Origin of the sequence: Streptomyces phaeolivaceus, from assembly GCF_009184865.1 — a bacterium.
In the GTDB taxonomy this organism is placed as follows: Bacteria; Actinomycetota; Actinomycetes; order Streptomycetales; family Streptomycetaceae; genus Streptomyces; species Streptomyces phaeolivaceus.
Genome location: NZ_CP045096.1, coordinates 5,361,511 through 5,381,503, shown reverse-complemented (window position 1 = coordinate 5,381,503; position 19,993 = coordinate 5,361,511). Strand labels below are relative to the sequence as shown.

Below are 19,993 nucleotides of genomic sequence, written 5' to 3'. Positions count from 1 at the left end.
CTCTCCGTCGGTCCTCGCCGGCCGTCCGGGGCAAACGAATGGCAAGGAGGTAGACCTCTCCTTGCCTGTCTCAACGTATAGCGCACCCGGGGGCTTGCGGCAAGGCCCCCGTCGTGGCGCAGAATCCTCGGCCTGAGCCTGAATCGGCTCTGATTCGGCTTGCATCGATGGAGACCGGGGGCGCTGGATGCGTGTGCTGTTGGCGAACTACGACTCGCGCGGGGGCGTCGAGCCGCTGGTCGGACTCGCGGTCCGGCTGCGTGGACTCGGCGCGGAGGTGCGGGTGTGCGCGCCGCCGGACGAGGAGTTCGCGCGGCGGCTGGCCGATGTGGACGTACCGCTGGTGCCGTTCGGCCGGCCGGTGCGCGCGCTGATGACCGGGGCGACACCGCCGGGTCCGAGCGGTGTGCCCCGGCGCGCGGCCGAACTGCTCGCCGAGTTCGACACGGTCGCGGAGGCGGCGGAGGGCTGCGACGTGCTGGTGGCGACCGGCCTGCTCCCGGCCGCGGCCTGCGTGCGGTCCGTGGCGGAGAAGCTGGACATCCCGTATGTGTACGCGAGCTTCCAGTCCGTGTCCCTGCCGTCGCCGCGCCATCCGCCGATGCCACGGCCGGGGCGGCCGTTGCCGGCGGACGTGACCGACAACCGCGCGCTGTGGGAGTTCGACGCGTGGAGCGCGGACGATCTGTTCGGCGAGGTGTACGCCGAGCACCGCGCGAGGGTCGGGCTGCCGCCGGTGGCCCGTCTGCGCGATCACGTGTTCACCCAGCGGCCGTGGTTGGCCACGGATCCGGTGCTGGATCCGTGGTGGGGGTTGTTGTCGGATCGGGGACCCTCCGATTCCGATTCCGATTCCGATTCCGACTCCGGGTCCGGGTCCGGGTCCGGGTCCGGGTCCGACATCGGCATCGGCATCGGCATCGGCATCGGCATCGGCATCGGCATCGACGTCGTACAGACCGGTACGTGGATCGTGCCGGACGAGCGCCCGCTGCCCGCCGGGCTGACGGCGTTCCTGGACGCCGGGGCGCCGCCCGTGTACGTCGGCTTCGGCAGCATCGCGATCGGCGGCTCGGCGGACGTCGCGCGGGCGTGCGTCGAGGCCATCCGCGCGCAGGGCCGCCGGGCGGTCGTCTCCCGGGGCTGGGCCGAGCTGGGGGTGGCCGACGACCGCGACGACTGCTTCGTCGTCGGCGAGGCCAACCATCACGCCCTGTTCCGCCGGGTCGCCGCCGTCGTCCACCACGGCGGCGCCGGTACGACGACCACGGCGACCTGGGCGGGCGCGCCCCAGGTGGTGGTGCCCCAGGGCGCGGACCAGCCGTACTTCGCGAACCGGGTCGCCGAACTCGGCATCGGTGTGGCCCACGACGGCCCGACCCCGACGTTCGAGTCCCTGTCGGCGGCGCTGAAGGTGGCGTTGGCCCCGGGCACGCGGGAGCGGGCGGCGGAGGTGGCGGGGCTCGTCCTGCCGGACGGGGCACTGAGGGCGGCGCGACGGCTGTTCGACGAGTACGGCGGGAAGGGCGGGAAGGGTGGGAAGGGTGGGGCGGGGCGGGCGCGGTCGGCGTGAGGGTGACCGTTGCGAGGCCGTGCCCGGCGCACCCCACAGCAACCGGAAGTATGCGGACCTACAGAAAACGACGTTCGGAGCCCCCGACATGAACCCCCCGGCCACCGACCCCACCCACCCCACCCACCCCAATCACCCCAATCACCCCAATCACCCCGCCACGGCCTTCGCCCTCCCCGACCGCCTCACCGCCAAGGCCTCCCCGGCCCTGATCGCCGCCGACGAGCGGTACTTCGCGGATCTCGCGCGGTGTCTCGAAGAGTCGATCGCCGAGGTGTCCGCCCAACTGGACGCCGCTCGCAGGGCCCCCGGCGGTCTGGGCCGGCACGCGATGGACCGGGACACGGAGATCCACCGTCTGACCGCCCGTCTGCGCACCCTGCGCCGCTTCGGCCTGGACCTCTGCCTCGGCCGCATGGTCACCACGGACGACCCGGAACACCCCGTCCACATCGGCCGCCTCGGCCTCACCGACGGCACGACGGGCCGCCGTCTCCTCGTCGACTGGCGCTCCCCGGCCGCCGAACCCTTCTTCGGCGCGACCCACGCCAACCCCATGGGCCTCACCAGCCGCCGCCGCTACCGCTGGACCAACGGCCGTATCAGCGACTACTGGGACGAGGTCTTCTCCCGCGACGATCTGGACGACCTCACCGACCACCACCACACCGCCGCGCTCGACGACCAGTCCGCGTTCATCGCCAGCCTGGGAACCAACAGGTCGGAGCGGATGCGGGACGTCCTCGGCACCATCCAGGCCGACCAGGACGCGATCATCCGGGCGAGTTCCCGGGGCGCCCTGGTCGTGGACGGCGGCCCCGGCACCGGCAAGACGGTCGTGGCCCTGCACCGTTCCGCCTATCTCCTGCACGCCGACCCCCGCCTGGGCCACCGCCGGGGCGGCGTCCTCTTCGTCGGCCCGCACCGCCCGTACCTCTCCTACGTCGCCGATGTCCTCCCCAGCCTCGGCGAGGACGGCGTACAGACGTGCATCCTGCGCGACCTGGTCGAGGAGGGCGCGGCGGCCGGTACGGAGTCCGACCCGGAGGTGGCGCGCCTGAAGTCGTCGGCGGCGCTGGTGGCCGGGATCGAGAAGGCCGTCCGCTTCTACGAGGAGCCGCCGGCCAAGGGCATGAGGGTCACCACCCCGTGGACCGACATCCCGCTGAGCCCCGTCGACTGGATCGCGGCCTTCGAGGCGGCGGAACCCGGCACCCCCCACAACGAGGCCCGCCACCAGGTCTGGGAGGAACTCCTCACGATCCTGACGGACAGGCACGAGCACCTGCACGAGGCGGGCGGCGCCGCCGACTCCGACTCCGGCGCGGACCCCGACGCCGATACGGCCGTACCCCCGGCCCTGCTCCGCAAGGCCCTCCTCCAGAACAGGGACCTGGTCGCGACGTTCAACCGGGCGTGGCCCCTCCTGGAGGCGGCGGACCTGGTCGGGGACCTGTGGACGGTACCGGCGTATCTGCGGCTGTGCGCCCCCTGGCTGACCCGGGACGAGGTCCGGCTCCTCCAGCGCGACGAGCCGCAGGCCTGGACGACGTCCGATCTGCCCCTCCTCGACGCGGCCCGCCAGCGCCTCGGGGACCCGGAGACGGCCCGCCGCAAACGCCGTCACGCGGCCACCCTCGCCGCGCAGCGCGAGCGTATGACCCACGTCGTGGACAACCTGATCGAGGCGGTCTCCAACTCGGGCGCCGACGCGGACGACGGCGAGGGCCTGGTGACGATGCTCCGCGGCGAGGACGCCCAGGTCAGCCTGGTGGACAACTCCGAACTGCCCGTCCTTCCCCCGGACCTCCTGGCCGGCCCCTTCGCGCACATCGTCGTCGACGAGGCACAGGAACTGACGGACGCGGAATGGCAGATGCTCCTGCTCCGCTGCCCGTCCCGCAGCTTCACGATCGTCGGCGACCGGGCCCAGGCGAGGCACGGCTTCACGGAGTCCTGGCAGGACCGTCTGAAGCGGGTGGGTCTGGACCGCGTGACCCTGTCCTCCCTCACCATCAACTACCGCACCCCGGAGGAGATCATGACGGAGGCGGAGCCGGTGATCCGGGCCGCCCTCCCGGACGCGAACGTCCCGACGTCGATCCGCAGCAACGGCGTCCCGGTCACCTACGGCCCGGTGTCGGACCTGAAGGGGACCCTGGACACGTGGCGGTCCGCCAACCCCGACGGAATCGCCTGCGTGATCGCCGCCCCGGGCTCCGCGCCCCGCCTCCCCACGACCCCCCGCGTCCGCACCCTCACCCCCGAACTCTCCAAGGGCCTCGAATTCGACCTCGTCGTCCTCATCGACCCGGAGACGTACGGCGAGGGCGTCGAGGGGGCGGTGGACCACTATGTGGCGATGACGAGGGCGACACAGCGGCTGGTCATCCTGGGGGCGACTTCCTGACGGCCGATGTCGGCGGGGGGCGGCCATGGGCTGTCGGCCTTCCCCCTGGTCAGCCGCGGCGAGCCGCCCCGTCCGGCCACACCACGTCCACGGGGACACCGGCCGCGCGCGCTTCGAGGACGGCGTCGGCGGTGCCGCCTCCCCTGCCGGTGGGCGGTGCGCCGTCCCATACGGCGACGAGCCGGTCGGCCCGCTCGACCAGTACGGCGTTGGCGGCCTCGTACGCCTGCCGGTCGGACGTCTCGTGGGGAAGCAGGACGACCTCCTCGGCGGCCTCGACGAGGAGGTCGTACGAGGCACGCTGCTCGGGCCCGACCACGTTCCGCCGATAGTCCCTCGCGGGTACGACGACGACCAGCCGCCCGCCGGCAGCGAGCACGGCCTCGGCGAAGAGCGTGTCGGCGCCCTCGGCGATACAGGACACCCCGACGAGCGGGCCGCCGTCGCCGGCGTACGGCCTGAGCAGGTCGTTCAACGCCGTACGCACCAGCGCCACGCTCCCCTCGGTCAGGTCCAGATGCCCGGTCACCGCGATGGTCGTCATGACGTGGCGTTCCTCCCCCGTTGCGGGCTGCTCAGAGTCTCAGCCGCTCAGCTGGTCAGCCGCTCAGCTGGTCAGCTGGTCAGCCGCTCAGCTGGTCAGCTGGTCTCGGTCTCGGATCGGCTTTTGGCTTCGGATCGGCTTTTGGCTAGTAGCTGTCGAGCGGGACCCAGGCCCGCTCGCCCGCGTCGTTCGTGCCGTACCAGTAGTGCGGCAGGCCCTTGATGCTGGTGGTGTGGAACGGGCGGCCGTCGTCGTCGACGCGGATCGTGCCGGTGCGGCCCTGGGAGGACCATTCCAGTTCGAGGTACCAGCGGGCGTCGTACGTCTGTGTCGTCGCGTCGACCAGCAGCACTTCCGGGTCCTCGGCGGAGACGCGGTACGGGAACCGCACGGCCGGGAGGGTGCGTTGGCCGTCGGCGCCGTCCTTCGGGCGGGCGACGGGGCGGTCCACATCGAGGTTCACCGCGAAGCGGCGGGGCGTGAGATCGCTGCCGCAGCCCTGGCCCATGGCGTACGCGTTCCCGACGCCCGGAGTGCCGCGGCTGACGACACGGACGCGGAGCGCCTTCAGGACCACGGCCGTGGAGGACCGCCCCTGCACGGAGATCTGCACCTTCGTCTGCCGCCCGTGCACCGCGCCCTGCGTCGCCGCCCACACCCCGCCGTCCTGCTCGAAGGGCGGTGGCGGCACCTGCGTGGGTGGCTTGCCGATGACGTAGTCGTGGTCGCACCCCTTGTCCCAGACCAGGGAGTCGACGCTCCAGGTGAGCGGCGGGGCGGTGGTCGGCTTCGTACTCGTGTCCGACGGTTCCGCCGAGCGGCCGGGCGCGCCGGCGGCGGTTGTCCGGGGGCTCGTGGGGTGCGAGGCGTCCGCCTCGGAGGAACGGTCGTCCGACAGGAGGGTGGATGTGCTGCCTACGGTGGCGAGCAGGACGCAGCCGATGGCAGTGGCGACGGTAGCGGATACGGCTACGGCTACGGCAGTTGCTCGTCGGATGCGGTACCGGGGGCGGGGAGGAGTGGGGGTGGGGGTGGGGGTGGGGGTGGGGGTGGGGGTGGGGGTGGGGGTGGGGGTGGGGAGGGAAGTTGAGGGGGAGCGCTCGTTCGGGGCGGGTGCCGGGGGCGTCTTCGCCGGTGAATCGGTCGTACGCACCCGCTGTCGCGCCGCCACCGCGGACAGCCACAGCCGGTGCAGTTCGAGCCGCTCCTGCGCTGTCGCGCCGCAGAACGTCGCGAGCCGCTCGACGGGCGCGAAGTCCTGCGGGACCGCCTCGCCCGCGCAGTACCGGTGCAGCGTGGAGGTGTTCATGTGGACGCGACGGGCCAGGGAACCGTAGCTCCGGTCGGTGCGGTCCTTGAGCCGACGCAGCAACGCCGCGAACTCCTCGGCATCGTCCGAAATCGGCATCGCTCCCCTGTCGTTCGTGCGCCTTCGTGCGCCTTCGTCCGTCTTCGTGCGTCTTCGTGCGTCTTCGTGCGTCTTCGTGCGTCTTCGTGCGTCTTCGTGCGTCGATCGTCCGTCGCTCGTGCGTCGCTCGTGCGTCGCTCGTGCGTCGCTCGTGCGTCGTTCCCCCGTCGCCGGCCGCGGTTCCGCATCCCAGGCTCTGCTATCACTGCACGTCGGATGGGCGGGGATGGTTCCACCGGGGCCGCCGGACAGGCTTCTTCGCCGACGCCGACGCCGACGCCGACGCCGATGTCCGATACGCGCGCCCCCACGATTGCGTTCACGGCCGCCGTGCCCTCGGCCGTGCCGCTGCTGTGCCGAACGGGCCGGTGCCCAGCCCCGGCTGGCCCCGCCTCGTCCGGACGAGGCGGGGCGAGGCGGGGCCAGCAGGGGCCAGCAGGGCGTGCTCGGCCGTCAGCCGGCGGTCGTGGTCTGGATCTCGGATATCCGGTTGTACCGCTCCACCAGCACGAACAGCTTGACCTTCTGCGTCGTCTCCCCGCTGCCGTAGGTCAGGGTGACGATGACCTCGCGGCCCATCCCCACGGCGCCGTTGTCGGTCACCGTCCACCGCGCCGGAACGTTCTGGGCGCGCAGGACGCCGTCCGCCCCGTTCTTCTTCTCCCAGGCCGCGAGCCGCTTGGCGAAGTCGGGCGTCAGGTAGTGCTTGCGGAGGGCCTTGGCCAGCGTGACGTCCGGGTCCGTGTAGTCGCCCTTGGCGTCGATGTACGCGCCGTAGAAGTCGGCGACCCGGGTCACGGCCTGCCCGGGAGTACCGGTGACCGACTTGGCCGTAGCAGCGGTAACCGACTTGGACGCGGCGGTGAGCGCCTTCGTGGGTGCCTGGATGGACGCCTGCGCCGGCACCTGCGCCACCACCCCGAGTCCGACAGCGAGCACGAGTCCGGCAGCGGCGGCACGAAGACCCGGCCGACGGCGTACGAGGGACTTCCTGTTGCGGTGCGTGTTCATTTCCGTGTTCATGTCCGTGTTCATGTCCGTGTTCATGTGCGCGTTCATGAGCGTGTTCCTTCTCTGGGCTCAGGGCTGTCCCGGTACACGAGTGCCGGGCGGGAGTCGTCACTCCACCTCTGCCGGGGCGGTTCGTGGCTCCCCGGCCGGGGCGACACCCAGAGCTTCGAGGACGCCGGGGATCACCCACAACGGCCACCGGCCCATCCCCGACGCCGGAACGAACCCATCCCTGTTGACCTGCGGAGACGGGGGTTGCTGGGATGCGTTGGGACGCCGCGTGGAGCACGGCGGAGCACGGCGGAGCACGGCGGAGCACGGCGGACTCCAGACGGCTCCAGACGGCTCCAGACGGCTCGGGGGCTCAGCCCGTCGTCGAGGGGTTCCCCGAGCGGGTCCGCGTGATGGCGTAACCGAAGGCCGTCGCCAGGACGTACATGAGGACCGAGTAGACGGCGCTGGGAATGGCCACCTCGGTGCTGTCGAGGATGCTCAGCGCGATGGTGAGGGCCACGGTGGTGTTGTGGATCCCGACCTCCATGGCGCTGGCGACGGCCTGCGGCTCGCTGAGGCGAAGGAGTCGGGCACCGCCGTAGCCGATGCTGAGGCTCGCGAGGCAGAAGAGGCCGGTGACCAGGCCGACTTGGCGAAGGTAGTCGGCGAGGTTCTCCCGCTCGCCGAGCAGCGCCGCCAGGGACACGGCGACGAGTACGGCGATGGAGAACACACGGACCGGGCGGTCCGCTCGGGCGGCGAATTCCGCGGAGCGTTTGCGGACGAGCATGCCGATCCCGACCGGGATGAGCACGATGGCGATCACCTGCAACACCTTGCCGAATTGCAGTCCCAGATCACCCTCGGCGTCGAAGTAACCGATGGCCAGATTGGTGATGAGGGGAATGGTGACGGCCGCCAGCACCGAATTGATCGCGGTGAGCGTGATGTTGAACGCCACGTCCCCGCGGAACAGATGACTGAACAGATTGGCGGTGGTCCCGCCCGGGGACGCGGCCAGCAGCATCACACCCACCGCGAGGAGCGGGTCCATGTCGAAGACCGTGACCAGTCCGAAGGCGACCAGCGGCAGCACCACGATCTGCACGGTCAGCGCGAACGCGACCGCCTTCGGCGAACGGGCCACCCGCCTGAAGTCGTCGGTGGTGAGCGAGAGCCCGAGACCGAACATGATCACGGCAAGCGCGACAGGCAAACCGATCGTGATCAGCGCTGAATCCTTCATGCCTCACGCTTCCTCGATGACCGCATGACAGCAGCGGAGCTGCGAGACCGCCGCACGGCCCGTAGGTCGCCACAGTGAAGCAGCAGCCGGGGACTGTTACAAGGTTTTTGCTGGTCAGCGTGATGGAAGTTCTGAAGTCCTTATGTTCTGTGGGGCGTTGTGCGGCGTTGTGCGGCGCGTATTGCATGACATTTGGTGCTTCAAGGCACGGCAAGAGCCATTACGCCGGTCGGTCACGTGCCCTTCTTGTTGAACCATCCGGAACTATGGGCGACAAGCGCGCCGAGACCGATGATGCTGGTAGGAAGGAACTTGTACCAGGTGGGATCGGCATCCATGGCCAGGAGCAGGAGGACGGTGCCGATGGCCAGGGCCGCGAGCAGGAGCATGCCCAGAACGACACGAGTCTTGGAAACCAACGGAGCACTCTCCAATGTTCGGTTGGGCCCTATCAACCGGACAGCGCACACTGCCCGTTGAACCGCCGGCGGCGGTCACCCAGTAGGAAGACAGCAAGCTCCCCGGCGCGACACCACGCCTCCGCCAGGAAGCCCATGCGGCGAGTCTCGCAACGCCGCCTTCCCATGGCGCCAGTAGGACTACGTAATCCCATACGTAGCTTCACGGGCCAGCGCTGGGCGGGCAGGGCAGGCTGGGCGGGCAGGGCGGGGCGGGCCCGGGGACGGGGACTACGCCGCCGAAGCCGTCCCTCAAGCTGCGCGCCCTCGTCAGCCTCATCAGCGCAGGGCGAGGACCATGACGTCGTACAACGGCGAGTCGGGAAACGGCAGCTTCTCCCCCACCTGCTCATACCCCCACCCCTCATACATGGCCCGCAACCCCGGCCGCTCCCGCCGCACAAGCAACTCAGCCCGTGCCTCCGTCCGCCGCCCCACCAACTCACCATGCATGACCTGCGAAATCCCCCGCTTACGCCACTTCTCGCGCAGCATGTTCTCGCACAACTTGAACGTCATCGCGTCATCCCGAGCCGTGAACCCATAGGTGAACCCGCCCACTTCACCCCCGACCTCGGCGACGACACACCCCCACCCACCGGCCGCGACATGCCCCTCCAACCGCTCCTCGAACCGCTCGATCGAGAAGAACGGATCGTCAGGGCGCGGGTCGCTCGATCGGAAACTCGTAGGCGATCTCCCAACGCACGTCGGGCACGGTGATGTCCGCCGTCTCGACAGGACGACCGTCACTGTCGTGGTACGTGCGCTCGATACGGGTCAGCAGCTCCCCGACGCTGATACCCAGCAGATTGGCCTCGTCCTGGGTGGCCCGACCCGGACGCGGAACCTCCACGGCCGTCTCGATGACGACCCCGATGGAACGCATCCGCTCCACGACCCCCATGCCGGCCAGCGGCCCCATCTCGGGGAGGACGATGGGCGTGCCATCGGTGATGGCCATCGGCTCCCATGACTCCGACAGCTGAACGGACTGGCCGTCGGCGAGGAACTCGTACCGGGTGACGACGCAGGGGTCACCCGGATCGACGGCCAGACGCTCGGCGACGCGCTCCGGCGCGGGAACCCGGGCCTGGCTGTGCGACTCCCAAGTACCGCGCCGCCCCTGCTCCTTCATATCGGCACGGAACGGCGAGCCACCCCGATGCTCACGATGCCGGGACCGGATCATCCGCAACCGCTCACGGGGCGCGCGAACGTACGTCCCGGAACCGGCCCGCCCCTCAAGAATGCCTTCGATGATCAGGCGCTCCATCGCACGTTGCGTGACATTGCGCCCCACCCCGTACTCCTCGGCGAGCTGCGCTCGCGACGGCAGGCGCTCGCCGACGGCCCACTCGCCCGCCCTTACCCGGCGGCGCAGGTCGTCCGCGACTTCGAGGTACGGGGCCTCACGCGGCATACGGCTCTCCGTGCTGCCCTGAACGCACAGGGCTGGTGGTGCGGTTGACGACGACATTGACAAGCTACTGCATCAGGTAGAAGCTACTGAAGTAGAAGTGCTCCATGTAATCGCATGCTTACTTGGGAGATCCGTGCGTCCGAAGGCCGAAAGCATTGCCGCACGACTGGCCGACGCCACTGGGGCCAAGGTGCGCAGCGAAGAGGACCCCATCGGCGTCCGGCTGGAAGTGGACCTGCCGCGGGAGCTGAGCGAGACCGCACGCAGAGCCGTCCTGGTCGCCATCGCCGACGCCGACTCGTACGGGCATCGACGCACCGGCGAGGGCGACTGCCTCTGGGCGCTCGTCATCAACAAGGCCGAGCAAAACCCCGGCGACCGCTGACACGGCCCCGGGGCATGGCCGACCCAACCAGGAGATCGACAATGCACCTTGTATCACGGGCACTTGCCTGGGTCAGGGCAGTGCTCTTCGGCCTGCCCGAACCCGAAGTCCATAGCCGGCCATCACGCACCTGCCTCGGCCCGACTCCGATGCCAAGCCCTCCCCCGCGCTCCCCCTCACCTGAGATGTGGGCCGCGTTCCTCGCGAGCGCCCGTCGCCGCAGAACCCCCCACCCGCAACCTCGCGCGGAACTGCCGACCATCACCCCCGACGACATCAACAGCACTCTCGTAGGCGCCTACCTCCTCACCCCCGAGGTACGCCAACAAATCCGCCACGCCCGCCGACTCGCGGAGGTGAGCTGATGCCCAACAACCAGAACTCAATCGCCGTGCCTCGCCCCGAGATCCCCATGCTCCGCGCCTACCGCCTCTGTTTCGAGCACACCCGCACATGCGCCACCGGCTGCAAGGGCACCCCCAAGGCCCAGGACGGCTGCGAGGACGGCCGCCAGCTCTGGGGCACCTACCGCCTCGCCCGCATCGGAAAGACGACGACGCCATGACCTGGACCATCGAACGCCCACCAGACCGCCCCGTACACCGCACCGACGACAACCAACTCGCCGTACCCCTACGCCTGTCCCTCACCGACGGCCACGCGACAGACACCGAACTGACCCTCACCCTGGCCGAAGCCGAGCATCTGCACGCCGCACTGTGCCGCGCACTCGACGGCGAGCCCGTACCGCCGACCGCGCCAGACTGTCGGCAGTCGGTTCAGACTTCACCCGGTATGGCACACGTCGTGGGGCGAGCGTAAGACTCGGCGGCACGGCCAAGCCCAACGCCCCTGGCGGTCCTCCTCAAAGGCCCTGCCAGGGGCGCGGCACAGAAAGAGGGGAGTCCATTCAGGCTGGTGGTGTGGTGGAGTTGTTCGGCTCGGCGGTCGGCAGGCCAGGCCACGTGGTTGTGGCTGTGGCCGGGGTCGTGGTCCGAGCGTCGGCACGGTCGGTGGGGTAGGAGGCTTCGGGCCCTTGGCGGCCCGGTCCTGGGCTACGCGTACAGCTGGATCACGTCGGCTCGGTTGTCGGATTCGCCCAGTTGGGACTCGTAGTAGGCGCCCGGCCCGCCGAAGATCCACTGCAGTTGGCTGCCGCTACCCGTGCTGACCCAGTCCTTGCCGACCATCCAGGCGCCTCCGGTCTGGTTGTTGAAGAAGGAGCTGACCTTGTCCCGCCAGCTGGAGCCGTCGGACACGGTGTAGTTGCCCAGGTCGTAGGTGCCGTAGTAGTAGAAGTCCAGGCGGTAGCCGGTGAAGCCGCTGTACTGCCACACACAGGCGTAACCGGCCCGGCAGTCGCTCATGCCGGCCGCCGCGCGTGTGGAGGACGGCAGGACGGTCATCTCCACGCCCGGCTCCAGCCGTACCCGGTCCTTGGCCACCCGCTCGGCGCCCTCGTTGTGTCGCAGCAGGCCCTCGATCTGCTGCTCCATCCGGGCATCCGCTGCCCGCGCGGACGAGGTGGTGTGCGCCGGCGCGGCGATCGACGGCGAGGCCAGGGCCGTCGTGAACACGGACGCGGCCACCAGTCCGAGTGCGAGTGAGGCACAGCGCATACTCAACGGCTTCAACGGCTTCAGCGGGTTCAGTGGACTCATCCGTCTCTCCCTTGGTGTGGTCGCAACCGTCGTTCCTGCGACTCCCTCATGTCCCTCATGGTCAGTGGCACCTCTCGACCCGCACCAGGCGTTTCGAGCACGGTCGAATACCGCTGGTCACTGAGGTTCCGGGGCGATGGCGCCCAGTTCCCGGCCGTCCTCGGCCGTCAGCGTGAGGTTGTCGGGGCCTACTTCGTACGCGAGCTTCTTCTGGAGCAGTTCCTTCAGGGCTCGTTCCGTCTTCATCACCTCGCCGGAGCACGTCCGTCGGGTGGAGCCGAGGCGGGTGAGGGTGAGGTGCCCGTCCCCCACCGTCGCGCGCGCGGTGACGCGGTTGCAGCCGAGGGTGCCGGTGAAGCTGCTGGTCCGCTTGTCGATCGTGAACCACACCTTGCCCAGGGTGCCGGACGGCAGCGACGTGGCCGTGTTGTCGTCGACGAGGGCATCCACCGTCCAGGTGACGCCGAGCAGTTGCGCTTGCTTCGCCTTGCCGAGCCTCACCGTGTCGCCGCCCTCGGTGGTCAGGGTCAGCTCGCCGCCGTCCACCCGGGGTTTCAGCCGGCCCTCGGTGAGGGTGTCACGCAGTGAGTCCTCGAAGGCCATGACGTCCTTCGCGCAGGCCATCTCGGTCAGGCCCCAGTCGGTGAACTCCAGCGTGCCCGGGGTCATTTCCGCGGTGGCGTGGAAGTCGTTGCAGCCCAGGGTGCCGTTGACCTCGCCGTCCTCAGCGATCTCCAGGAGCGCTTCGTCGGGCGCCACCGAGTGCTCGCCGGCGACGGTGAGACTGTCGACGGACCAGCGGACACCGGTGACGGAGGCCGCGAGGACCGTAGGGGCCTCGGAGGCCTTCGAGGCGCTCGGGCCGGCGGATCCGCTGGTCGTCCCGCTGCCGCACGCCGCCACCAGCGGAAGCAGGAGCAGGAGCAGGGAGACGAGAGTCATTCGCTGTGGGCGCATGCCACGGGGACGGCCGAGGCGGGTGGAACGTTCACCGGATACGCGGGTACCCGGATACGAGGAAGCCCCGGGCCGGGGCGAATTCCCGGGGCCCGGGGCTTCCTTCTGGGACGGAAGCTTCCGTTACGACGACGTCGTCGTCGGCGTCACATCCGTCAGCTTCCAGCGCTGGTTGTAGCCCGAGTTCGGGGTCCAGACCCCGACGCCCGCGCCGTCGTTCGTGGACTGGCCGTAGACGTCGGGGAGTTGGCCGGTGGCGGCGTTGACCAGGGTCCAGGTGGTGTCGCCGGTGGTGGAGAGGATCCACTGGGCGGCGGTGTCGCGGGTGCCCGTGTCGGGCTCGGCCACCAGGGAGCCGTTGCGGATGGCGAGGCGCTTGCCGGAGACCTTCTCCGTCAGGGCGTAGCGGGCGCGGTTGTCGGGCTCGGAGTTGCCGATGCGGTCCACCGTCCACCGCTGGCCCGAACCGGTCGTCGTGCTCGGCGTCTTGATGTTGATGCTCTTGCCGTCCGCCGCGATGGCCAGGTTCTTGCTGCTCTGGACGCCGGTGAGGGTGTAGGCGTGGTCGTCCTGGAGTTCGGCCTTGGACGCCTCGACGCCGTCCACGCCCTTGATCAGGAACGAGGTCACCGACTGGGCGGGGACCGTGATCGTGGCCCGCTTGTCGGCGACCTTCACGGCCTGCCCGCGGATCAGCTTGCCGGCGGCGTCCGTGACGACCGGGGTCACCGTCGCGTGCTTGGAGACGTCACCGAACTTGGAGAGGTCGACCGTCACGGCGCGGTCGGCCGTGGTCTCGTTGACGTGGACGATCGTCGCCCTGTTGCCGTGCTTGGAGACGGCGGCCGTGCTGTTCTCGTCGTTGGTCTTGACCAGGTAGTCGCCCGGCTTGATGTAGTGCGTGAAGTTACGGGCGGTGTCGAACTTGGTGTTCGTGTAGATGGGGCACGTTTCGAGCGTGTCCGACTGGGTGCAGGCGAACGAGAGCTGGATGGAGCCCCAGTTGCCGCCCTTCGCGGACTCGCCGCCCGGCTTCATGTTGTCGTAGTCCTCGACCGGCTGCCAGAACACCCAGGCCTCGGGCTCCAGTTCGCGCAGGTCGTCGACCATGCGCTTGGCCAGGCCCAGGCCGGGGCGCATGTCGGTGAAGCTCTGGCCGTCGCCCCAGTCGCCCTCGACCTCGCTCATCCACAGCGGCTTGTCGGCGCCCTTGGCGAGGTCGCGGACCGTGGTGCGCTGGCTGGTGCCGTAGGTGTGGACGTTCATCTGGGCGACGCGGTCGCGGACGTCCTGGGGGTAGGAGTTCCAGTTCGTGGCGAAGGTGCCGGGGTTCGTCTCGTCCATCGCGGAGATCTCCGCGCGGGTGCGGGAGTCGTCCAGGACCGGGCCGAGCGCCTTGATGACCTTCTGCTGCAGCTGGGGGCCTATGTGGGCGCCCTCCTGGCGGCCTCCCGTCGGCTTGCCGTCCGCGCCGAGCTTGGTGCCCCAGTAGTTGGTGTTGGGCTCGTTGAAGGGGTCGAGGGTGTCGACCTTGATGCCGTGCGCCTTCTCCAGGCGCTCGGTGGCGCCGACCAGGTACTTGGCGAAGTCCTCGACCGACTCCTCCTTCAGCTGGTCCTTGGAGGCGTCGAAGCCGCCGGAGACGTAGCCGCTCTCCGTCATGAACCACGGCGGGGAGTTGCTGAAGGTCTCCCAGTGGGTGATGTCCTTCTTGATGCGGTCGACCCACCAGCGCTGGGTGGCGTCGGCGTCCTTGTTCCAGTCGGCCTCGTCGTCCGCGCTCCACCAGTCGACGTCCTCGCGGGTGGTGCCCGCCGGGGCCTTCCACCAGCCCTCGACCGCGCCGCCGGCGCGCAGGTAGTCCTGGACGTCGGGGGCGTTGCCGCCGCCGATGTTGTAGCGGGCGATGTTGAGGTTGAGGCCGTCCTCGCCGAAGAGGAGGTTCGCGAGCTTCTCGCGGATCGGCTGCGGGTAGTCGCCGGTGGCGTTGGCGAACCAGACCAGGCTGGTGCCCCAGCCCTCGAACGCCTCGCCCTGGTAGGAGGGGTCGGGGCTGACCGTCACCGCGCTCGCCGCCGCGGCCGTCGTGTCGGCGTGTGCCATCGGCAGGGAGGTCGTGGCCATGGCCGTGCCGGTGGCCAGGGCCGTGATGCCGATGGCCCCGAGGAGCCGTCTCGTACGACTGCGGTGCGTACGGGGGCGGTGTGCCATGCGAGTACTCCAACTCTTCCGTGTGCCGCGTCCCGGCGGACGTACACGGAGATCGGGGCCGATCGGGGCCGACGTTCAGCGCGGTGCGGTGGGCGCCGTATTAGCCGTATTACTGGGGTTCGTTGCGCTCTCGTATGGTTTGACTCAGTGAATGTTTACGTAAACATTCACTGAGCCGGATGTCTACACTGTCCGAATCGCGGCGGTCAAGGACTCGTCGGAGATCGGCGAAGAGTCAGCCAAGCGATCAGCGAAGAGTCAGCGGAGCGATCAGCGAAGAGAGCGGCACGCTGTTCCGGGCTAGGCGGAAGAGTCGGGGGAACCCAGGTGGACGTGACCGGCGGGCGTACGGCGAGGCGGCGTGGCGCCCGGCCCCGGCAAGGGCCCTCCATGGGGGACGTCGCGCGGCTCGCCGGGGTCTCGGCGCAGACCGTCTCCCGCGTCTCCAACGGGTTCGCCGGGGTCAACGAGGACACCCGGCAGCAGGTCCTCGACGCGATGCGGGAGCTGGGCTACCGGCCCAACAGCGCGGCGCGGGCGCTGCGGCGCGGGGAGTTCCGGACGCTCGGCGTGATCACCTTCTCCCTCTCCACCCTCGGGAACATCCGTACGCTCGACGCGATCGCCACGTCCGCCGCGCGGGAGGGGTACGCCGTCACGCTGCTGCCCGTCGCCGTGCCGACGCAGGACGAGGTGAACGGGGCGTTCTCGCGGCTCGGGGAGCTGGCCGTGGACGCGGTGATCGTGATCATGGAGGTCCATCTGCTGGACGCGGCGACCGTGTCCGTGCCGCCCGGGGTGCAGGTCGTGGTCGCCGACTCCGACGCCGGGGACCGGTACACCGTCGTCGACACCGACCAGGCCGGGGGCGCGCGGGACGCCGTACGGCATCTGCTGGAGCTGGGGCACGAGACGGTGTGGCATCTGGCCGGGCCGGAGGACTCGTTCGCGGCGCAGCGGCGGGCGAACGCGTGGCGGGACACGCTCGCCGAGGCGGGTGTCCCGCAGGCGCCGCCCCTCGTGCGCGGGGACTGGTCGGCTGCGTCCGGGTACCGGGCCGGGCTGCGGATCGCCGAGGAGGCGGACTGTACGGCCGTGTTCGTCGCGAACGACCAGATGGCGCTGGGGCTGTTGCGGGCCCTGAACGAGCGGGGGCGCCGCGTCCCCGAGGACGTCAGTGTCGTCGGCTTCGACGACATCCCCGAGGCCGCGTCCTTCCTGCCGCCCCTCACCACCGTCCACCAGGACTTCGCGGAGGTGGGGCGGCTGTGTGTGGAGGGGGTGCTTCGCAAGATGCGGGAAGGGGAGGGGGAGGGGGAGGGAGTGGATGCCGGGACGAGTGCGGGTGCGGTCGGCGTCGAAGGTGCGGATGGGGGGTCGGCGGGGCCGGAACCGGAGGGGCGTGGGACGACGCTCGTGCCCACGCGGCTCGTACGGCGGTTGAGCACGGCCGCGCCGCCGACGGCTACCGACGTGCGCTGAGCGGTGCGGGGCGGGCGTCCGTCGGCGTCCCGCTGGTCAGCGTACGGAGTCGCTCCGGGCCGACTCCAGGGCGTTGTGGAGGCGGCGGAGTTCCCACAGGAGGTAGGCGCTGGCTCCGGCGAACGGGAGCCAGGTGCCCAGGTGGAAGACCAGGACCGGCATGTACAGCAGGCCTACCACCACGATGAACTTGAGCAGGACGGCTGTGTACGGCTCGTTCCTCATGGCTGCCCCCTCGGTCTCGGCCCCTGGACCGCCATCATGCCCCCGGGCCGACGGCTCCGCGAGGGTCGGCGAGCGCTGCGCCCCGATTCTTCACAAACGCTCAGTTCTTGCTCTTCGGGGCCGTCTGGCGGAGCTGTGCCATGTGGGTGTGGCGGCGGCCTGCGTAGCGGGCTACGGCCTGGTCCAGGGCTTCCGGGGTGGTGTCGATCCGGAAGTCCTGGAGGGTGAGCAGGCGCAGGCCGCCGTGACGCTTCTGGGTGGGGAGCCACAACGCCCGGGGAATAACGGCGCCATGGCGAGGCCATAGGACCAGGGCGTGTTCCTCAGGTTCGGGGCGGACGACGATACCGATGCGGTCGACGTCGCCCCAGGGGATGTGGAGCCGACGGCTGCCGAAGGCCCGGAGGGTCAGACCGGCGGGGCCCACATGGACATGGACGTGATGGCGGCCGGTGAGGAAGTACCCGGCGAGGCCGAAGACGAAGAGAGGGAGCAGCAGCAGCCCGTCCAGGACGGGTACCCAGGCCGGGGCATGCTCCCATTCGGCCACCCGCCCGTTGACCACCAAGGGGGCGAGCAGTGCCGAGCCCACGACTGCGGAGACCTGCGCGGGCTGACGGCCCCGGAAGGTGACACCGGCCCCGGCCGGCGCGGGTCTCCCGGGGGACGTCCGCAGCCAGGCCTCGCCCTGCACGGCGAGTTGTCCTTCGTCAGCGAATCGCGCGAGCGCGGCCTCCAGAAGCCTCCGGTCATGGGTGACTTCCAGGAGCGGACACAGGGTCAGGGCACCCGGCACCAGTTTGGGCAGGAGCATGTTCGTACGGTCGATGCCGCCCGTGACGCTCTCGGTCGGCCGAACCACCAACAGCCCGAAGTAGCGGGCTCCGCGTGGCCAGTTGACGATGCCGATGCGCTCGATCTCCGACCAGGCGTACGCGATCTCCAGTTGTCCCCGGGTCAGGGTCAGTCCCGCGGCACCGACCACCAGCCGTGCGGGTCGGACGAAGCGCGACGCGGCGAACCAAGCCGCGCCCAGGAACAGCGTGCAGTTGATCAGCGGCATGAGCGCGGACAAGATCTCCATGGGGCGGACGAGCACGTCGAGCGGAACGGCGTCCACTCCCAGGACCGCGCACACCACCGCCACGACCGCGAGAACGCGGCGGTCGGCGGTGAAGACCCGCTCCCCACCGGCGGCCGGGGCCCGTTCGGCGGCGATGCCGGGGCTCGGGGTCCATGCCGCGCCGCCGTACAGGGCGAGCGCTGCCTCGACGGCCTCCGGGGTCGTCCGCAGCCTGTGCAGGTCCGCGAAGCGGAGGGTGCCCCCGGTGTCGTCCTGGCGGGGGCCCGGCGCACCACGGCTCGCCGTGTGCGAGAAGACGCCGGGCATCGGGCGGACCATGAGGTCGTAGCGCGGGCCGCGCAGTCGACTCGGTGGTCGCTGCCGTACCCAGGCCCGGCTGATCCTGTGCCACGGGTAGGAGAAGTGCTCGGAATCCCCGTACTGCACCTCGACGCCGTCGGAGCTCACCACCAGCGAATAGCCGCCCGGGTTTCGTTTCCCGAGGGCCGCGATGACGAACAGGATGCCCACGAGCGCGACGATCGCCGCCGAGTGGCGCCAGTTGGCCGGATCGATGTCCTTGCCCTCTTCCGGCAGCAACGGGCCGGCCACGAGCAGCAGGCCCACGGACAGCGGCAGCCCGATGCCCCAGTTTCGAATCCGATGGAAGACGAGGCTAGGTGCGAACCGGACCTCTCCGTTCGGGGGACGGTCGTCAGCCGTCACCTCCCTCTTCTCCGCGGCCTCCACCCCTGCCGGCACCGCCCCCCGATTCCGCACCAACCCCAACCGCGCGTGCCCGTCCGAGCTCTGCTGGCGTGGGGACGGGTAGCCGCGGTGGATCAGGGCGTCGGCGAGGGGGGTGTAGAGGGTGCTGAGGGGGAGGATGTCGGGGCCGTTCGGGAGGCCGTCGCGGAGGAGGCGGATGAACTCGCCGGTGAAGGCGGTGTAGCGCTCGCCGACGGGGGCGTAGGAGGGGGCGTTCGCGGAGGACGTGAGGATGTGGGTGCCGCGGACGGTGAGGGCCTCGGCCGGGACCGGGCCGTCGCCCATGAGCGTGTCCAGGACCCGGCCGCTGTTGCAGCAGTCCAGGATCAGGATCTTGTTGGGGCAGGGTGACGCTTCGAGGATCTCCCGGATCGCCTCGAACGGGATCGACGTCCACCGCAGATCGCTCTCGTCCGTGCCCGTCAGCGCCAGATGGAGCTTCAGGTCGTCGTTGAGGACGCCGTGCCCGGAGAAGTAGACCAGCAGGGTGTCGGTGGCGGTCATGGCCGCCTCCCGGATCGTCGCGCAGACCGCGCGCGGGTCCGGCACGTCCTGGACCACCTCACAGCGCTCGCGCGGGAAGCCGCCGAACGCGTCGGACGTCAGCAACTCCTGAAGGACCTCCAGGTTGTTGCGCACGGCGAGGAGGTCGGGCAGGTCGCTGTCGTAGCGGGAGGTGCCGACGAGGACCGCGCGGGAACCCCGGGGGTCCGGCAGTCTCGGTGTCACGGCTGCCGGTGGTCGCGCAGCGCCGCGTCGAGGAGGGTGTGGGCGTCGTCGGCGGAGTCGGCGGTGACCTTCACCGTGCGGCCGTCGGGCAGCGTCAGCTCCACCGTGGCCGCCGCCCGCCGGGCCTTGAGCAGCGCGGGGAGCGAGCGGACGAGGGCGGTGACGGCGCCGCTGCCGCCGATGGCTATCGCCAGCAGTTCGATGCCGGACCCCATCTGCCCTTCCTCCGGCGCCCCGGTCACCAGGCGGACCCGGCCGCGCAGTTCGGGTTCGGCGACGAGGCCCCGGCGGAGTACGGACAGGTCGTCCTCCTGGATCGCGGTGACGGTGATGCCGTCGGCGGCGGCATCGGCGGCGGCATCGGCGGCGAGCAGCCTCAGCGTTATGTCCAGCGTGCCGTTCGTTCCGTTTGAGTCGTTTATGACGCCCGTGACTGTCATGTCGT

20 protein-coding genes are annotated in these 19,993 nt (G+C 70.3%); 7 read left to right on the top strand and 13 right to left on the bottom strand.

The annotated features are described in order from the left end of the window. The first annotated feature begins 187 nt into the window (after nt 1-187). Nucleotides 188-1,573, top strand: a complete 1,386-nt coding sequence (locus tag F9278_RS47355) for a glycosyltransferase (RefSeq protein ID WP_226966931.1) — start codon at nt 188-190, stop codon at nt 1,571-1,573. An 88-nt stretch (nt 1,574-1,661) separates the two neighbouring features. After that, nucleotides 1,662-3,983, top strand: coding sequence for an RNA polymerase recycling motor ATPase HelR (gene helR, locus F9278_RS25365; RefSeq protein WP_226966930.1), 2,322 nt, complete (start codon nt 1,662-1,664; stop codon nt 3,981-3,983). A 49-nt stretch (nt 3,984-4,032) separates the two neighbouring features. Here the strand turns inward: helR and F9278_RS25360 are convergent, their stop codons facing one another. From F9278_RS25360 to F9278_RS25330, 7 genes are all read right to left on the bottom strand, one after another. After that, nucleotides 4,033-4,527, bottom strand: coding sequence for a hypothetical protein (locus tag F9278_RS25360; RefSeq protein ID WP_152170371.1), 495 nt, complete (start codon nt 4,525-4,527; stop codon nt 4,033-4,035). A gap of 145 nt (nt 4,528-4,672) precedes the next feature. After that, nucleotides 4,673-5,935 (bottom strand): helix-turn-helix domain-containing protein, encoded by a 1,263-nt coding sequence (locus F9278_RS25355; protein ID WP_152170370.1) that lies wholly within the window; start codon nt 5,933-5,935, stop codon nt 4,673-4,675. A gap of 453 nt (nt 5,936-6,388) precedes the next feature. Further along, nucleotides 6,389-6,994 (bottom strand): hypothetical protein, encoded by a 606-nt coding sequence (locus tag F9278_RS25350; RefSeq protein WP_226966929.1) that lies wholly within the window; start codon nt 6,992-6,994, stop codon nt 6,389-6,391. A 316-nt stretch (nt 6,995-7,310) separates the two neighbouring features. After that, a complete protein-coding gene (locus F9278_RS25345; protein WP_152170369.1) occupies nt 7,311-8,186 on the bottom strand; it encodes a bile acid:sodium symporter family protein in 876 nt (291 codons plus the stop codon). 233 nt (nt 8,187-8,419) lie between these two features. After that, a complete protein-coding gene (locus F9278_RS25340; protein ID WP_152170368.1) occupies nt 8,420-8,605 on the bottom strand; it encodes a hypothetical protein in 186 nt (61 codons plus the stop codon). A 318-nt stretch (nt 8,606-8,923) separates the two neighbouring features. After that, nucleotides 8,924-9,163 (bottom strand): hypothetical protein, encoded by a 240-nt coding sequence (locus tag F9278_RS25335; protein ID WP_152170367.1) that lies wholly within the window; start codon nt 9,161-9,163, stop codon nt 8,924-8,926. A gap of 139 nt (nt 9,164-9,302) precedes the next feature. Then, a complete protein-coding gene (locus F9278_RS25330) occupies nt 9,303-10,067 on the bottom strand; it encodes a GntR family transcriptional regulator (RefSeq protein ID WP_152170366.1) in 765 nt (254 codons plus the stop codon). Nucleotides 10,068-10,257: 190 nt separating this feature from the next. Here F9278_RS25330 and F9278_RS25325 point away from each other — a divergent pair, with 190 nt between their 5' ends. The 4 genes from F9278_RS25325 (at nt 10,258) to F9278_RS25310 (ending at nt 11,274) form a co-directional block, all read left to right on the top strand. Beyond that, nucleotides 10,258-10,452 carry a hypothetical protein gene (locus tag F9278_RS25325; protein WP_152170365.1) on the top strand — a complete coding sequence of 65 codons (195 nt, stop codon included), beginning with the start codon at nt 10,258-10,260 and terminating at the stop codon, nt 10,450-10,452. A gap of 185 nt (nt 10,453-10,637) precedes the next feature. Beyond that, nucleotides 10,638-10,817, top strand: a complete 180-nt coding sequence (locus tag F9278_RS25320) for a hypothetical protein (protein ID WP_152170364.1) — start codon at nt 10,638-10,640, stop codon at nt 10,815-10,817. Continuing rightward, nucleotides 10,817-11,017, top strand: coding sequence for a hypothetical protein (locus F9278_RS25315; RefSeq protein WP_152170363.1), 201 nt, complete (start codon nt 10,817-10,819; stop codon nt 11,015-11,017). The genes F9278_RS25320 and F9278_RS25315 overlap by 1 nt, the downstream gene beginning before the upstream one ends. After that, a complete protein-coding gene (locus F9278_RS25310) occupies nt 11,014-11,274 on the top strand; it encodes a hypothetical protein (RefSeq protein ID WP_152170362.1) in 261 nt (86 codons plus the stop codon). Before F9278_RS25315 ends, F9278_RS25310 begins: the two co-directional genes overlap by 4 nt. A 233-nt stretch (nt 11,275-11,507) precedes the next feature. Here F9278_RS25310 and F9278_RS25305 read toward each other — a convergent pair whose 3' ends face one another. The 3 genes from F9278_RS25305 to F9278_RS25295 all read right to left on the bottom strand — a co-directional run bounded on the left by F9278_RS25305 (nt 11,508) and on the right by F9278_RS25295 (nt 15,281). Beyond that, nucleotides 11,508-12,113, bottom strand: coding sequence for a peptidase inhibitor family I36 protein (locus tag F9278_RS25305; RefSeq protein ID WP_226966928.1), 606 nt, complete (start codon nt 12,111-12,113; stop codon nt 11,508-11,510). Nucleotides 12,114-12,230: 117 nt separating this feature from the next. Next, nucleotides 12,231-13,055, bottom strand: a complete 825-nt coding sequence (locus F9278_RS25300; protein ID WP_193241621.1) for an META domain-containing protein — start codon at nt 13,053-13,055, stop codon at nt 12,231-12,233. Nucleotides 13,056-13,193: 138 nt separating this feature from the next. After that, on the bottom strand, nt 13,194-15,281 hold the full coding sequence (locus F9278_RS25295) for an RICIN domain-containing protein (RefSeq protein WP_152170360.1): 2,088 nt from the start codon (nt 15,279-15,281) through the stop codon (nt 13,194-13,196). Between the two features lie 390 nt (nt 15,282-15,671). On the opposite strand from F9278_RS25295, the gene F9278_RS25290 reads away from it, so the two are divergent. Then, nucleotides 15,672-16,763, top strand: a complete 1,092-nt coding sequence (locus F9278_RS25290) for a LacI family DNA-binding transcriptional regulator (protein ID WP_152170359.1) — start codon at nt 15,672-15,674, stop codon at nt 16,761-16,763. A 36-nt stretch (nt 16,764-16,799) separates the two neighbouring features. On the opposite strand, the gene F9278_RS25285 is transcribed toward F9278_RS25290, so the two are convergent. The 3 genes from F9278_RS25285 to F9278_RS25275 all read right to left on the bottom strand — a co-directional run bounded on the left by F9278_RS25285 (nt 16,800) and on the right by F9278_RS25275 (nt 19,988). Continuing rightward, nucleotides 16,800-16,988, bottom strand: coding sequence for a hypothetical protein (locus F9278_RS25285; RefSeq protein WP_152170358.1), 189 nt, complete (start codon nt 16,986-16,988; stop codon nt 16,800-16,802). A gap of 100 nt (nt 16,989-17,088) precedes the next feature. After that, entirely contained in the window at nt 17,089-19,548 is a 2,460-nt protein-coding gene (locus F9278_RS25280; protein ID WP_152170357.1) for a caspase, EACC1-associated type, read from the bottom strand. Continuing rightward, a complete protein-coding gene (locus F9278_RS25275) occupies nt 19,545-19,988 on the bottom strand; it encodes an effector-associated constant component EACC1 (RefSeq protein ID WP_152170356.1) in 444 nt (147 codons plus the stop codon). The genes F9278_RS25280 and F9278_RS25275 overlap by 4 nt, the downstream gene beginning before the upstream one ends. Nucleotides 19,989-19,993: the final 5 nt, after the last annotated feature.

What these genes read in the sequence shown, in the direction of transcription:
- F9278_RS47355 (WP_226966931.1), top strand. Translation starts at nt 188, where the DNA reads ATGCGTGTGCTGTTGGCGAACTACGACTCGCGCGGGGGCGTCGAGCCG.
- helR (WP_226966930.1), top strand. Translation starts at nt 1,662, where the DNA reads ATGAACCCCCCGGCCACCGACCCCACCCACCCCACCCACCCCAATCAC.
- F9278_RS25360 (WP_152170371.1), bottom strand. Translation starts at nt 4,527, where the DNA reads ATGACGACCATCGCGGTGACCGGGCATCTGGACCTGACCGAGGGGAGC.
- F9278_RS25355 (WP_152170370.1), bottom strand. Translation starts at nt 5,935, where the DNA reads ATGCCGATTTCGGACGATGCCGAGGAGTTCGCGGCGTTGCTGCGTCGG.
- F9278_RS25350 (WP_226966929.1), bottom strand. Translation starts at nt 6,994, where the DNA reads ATGAACGCGCACATGAACACGGACATGAACACGGACATGAACACGGAA.
- F9278_RS25345 (WP_152170369.1), bottom strand. Translation starts at nt 8,186, where the DNA reads ATGAAGGATTCAGCGCTGATCACGATCGGTTTGCCTGTCGCGCTTGCC.
- F9278_RS25335 (WP_152170367.1), bottom strand. Translation starts at nt 9,163, where the DNA reads ATGACGTTCAAGTTGTGCGAGAACATGCTGCGCGAGAAGTGGCGTAAG.
- F9278_RS25330 (WP_152170366.1), bottom strand. Translation starts at nt 10,067, where the DNA reads ATGCCGCGTGAGGCCCCGTACCTCGAAGTCGCGGACGACCTGCGCCGC.
- F9278_RS25320 (WP_152170364.1), top strand. Translation starts at nt 10,638, where the DNA reads ATGTGGGCCGCGTTCCTCGCGAGCGCCCGTCGCCGCAGAACCCCCCAC.
- F9278_RS25315 (WP_152170363.1), top strand. Translation starts at nt 10,817, where the DNA reads ATGCCCAACAACCAGAACTCAATCGCCGTGCCTCGCCCCGAGATCCCC.
- F9278_RS25310 (WP_152170362.1), top strand. Translation starts at nt 11,014, where the DNA reads ATGACCTGGACCATCGAACGCCCACCAGACCGCCCCGTACACCGCACC.
- F9278_RS25305 (WP_226966928.1), bottom strand. Translation starts at nt 12,113, where the DNA reads ATGAGTCCACTGAACCCGCTGAAGCCGTTGAAGCCGTTGAGTATGCGC.
- F9278_RS25300 (WP_193241621.1), bottom strand. Translation starts at nt 13,055, where the DNA reads ATGACTCTCGTCTCCCTGCTCCTGCTCCTGCTTCCGCTGGTGGCGGCG.
- F9278_RS25295 (WP_152170360.1), bottom strand. Translation starts at nt 15,281, where the DNA reads ATGGCACACCGCCCCCGTACGCACCGCAGTCGTACGAGACGGCTCCTC.
- F9278_RS25290 (WP_152170359.1), top strand. Translation starts at nt 15,672, where the DNA reads ATGGGGGACGTCGCGCGGCTCGCCGGGGTCTCGGCGCAGACCGTCTCC.
- F9278_RS25285 (WP_152170358.1), bottom strand. Translation starts at nt 16,988, where the DNA reads ATGAGGAACGAGCCGTACACAGCCGTCCTGCTCAAGTTCATCGTGGTG.
- F9278_RS25275 (WP_152170356.1), bottom strand. Translation starts at nt 19,988, where the DNA reads ATGACAGTCACGGGCGTCATAAACGACTCAAACGGAACGAACGGCACG.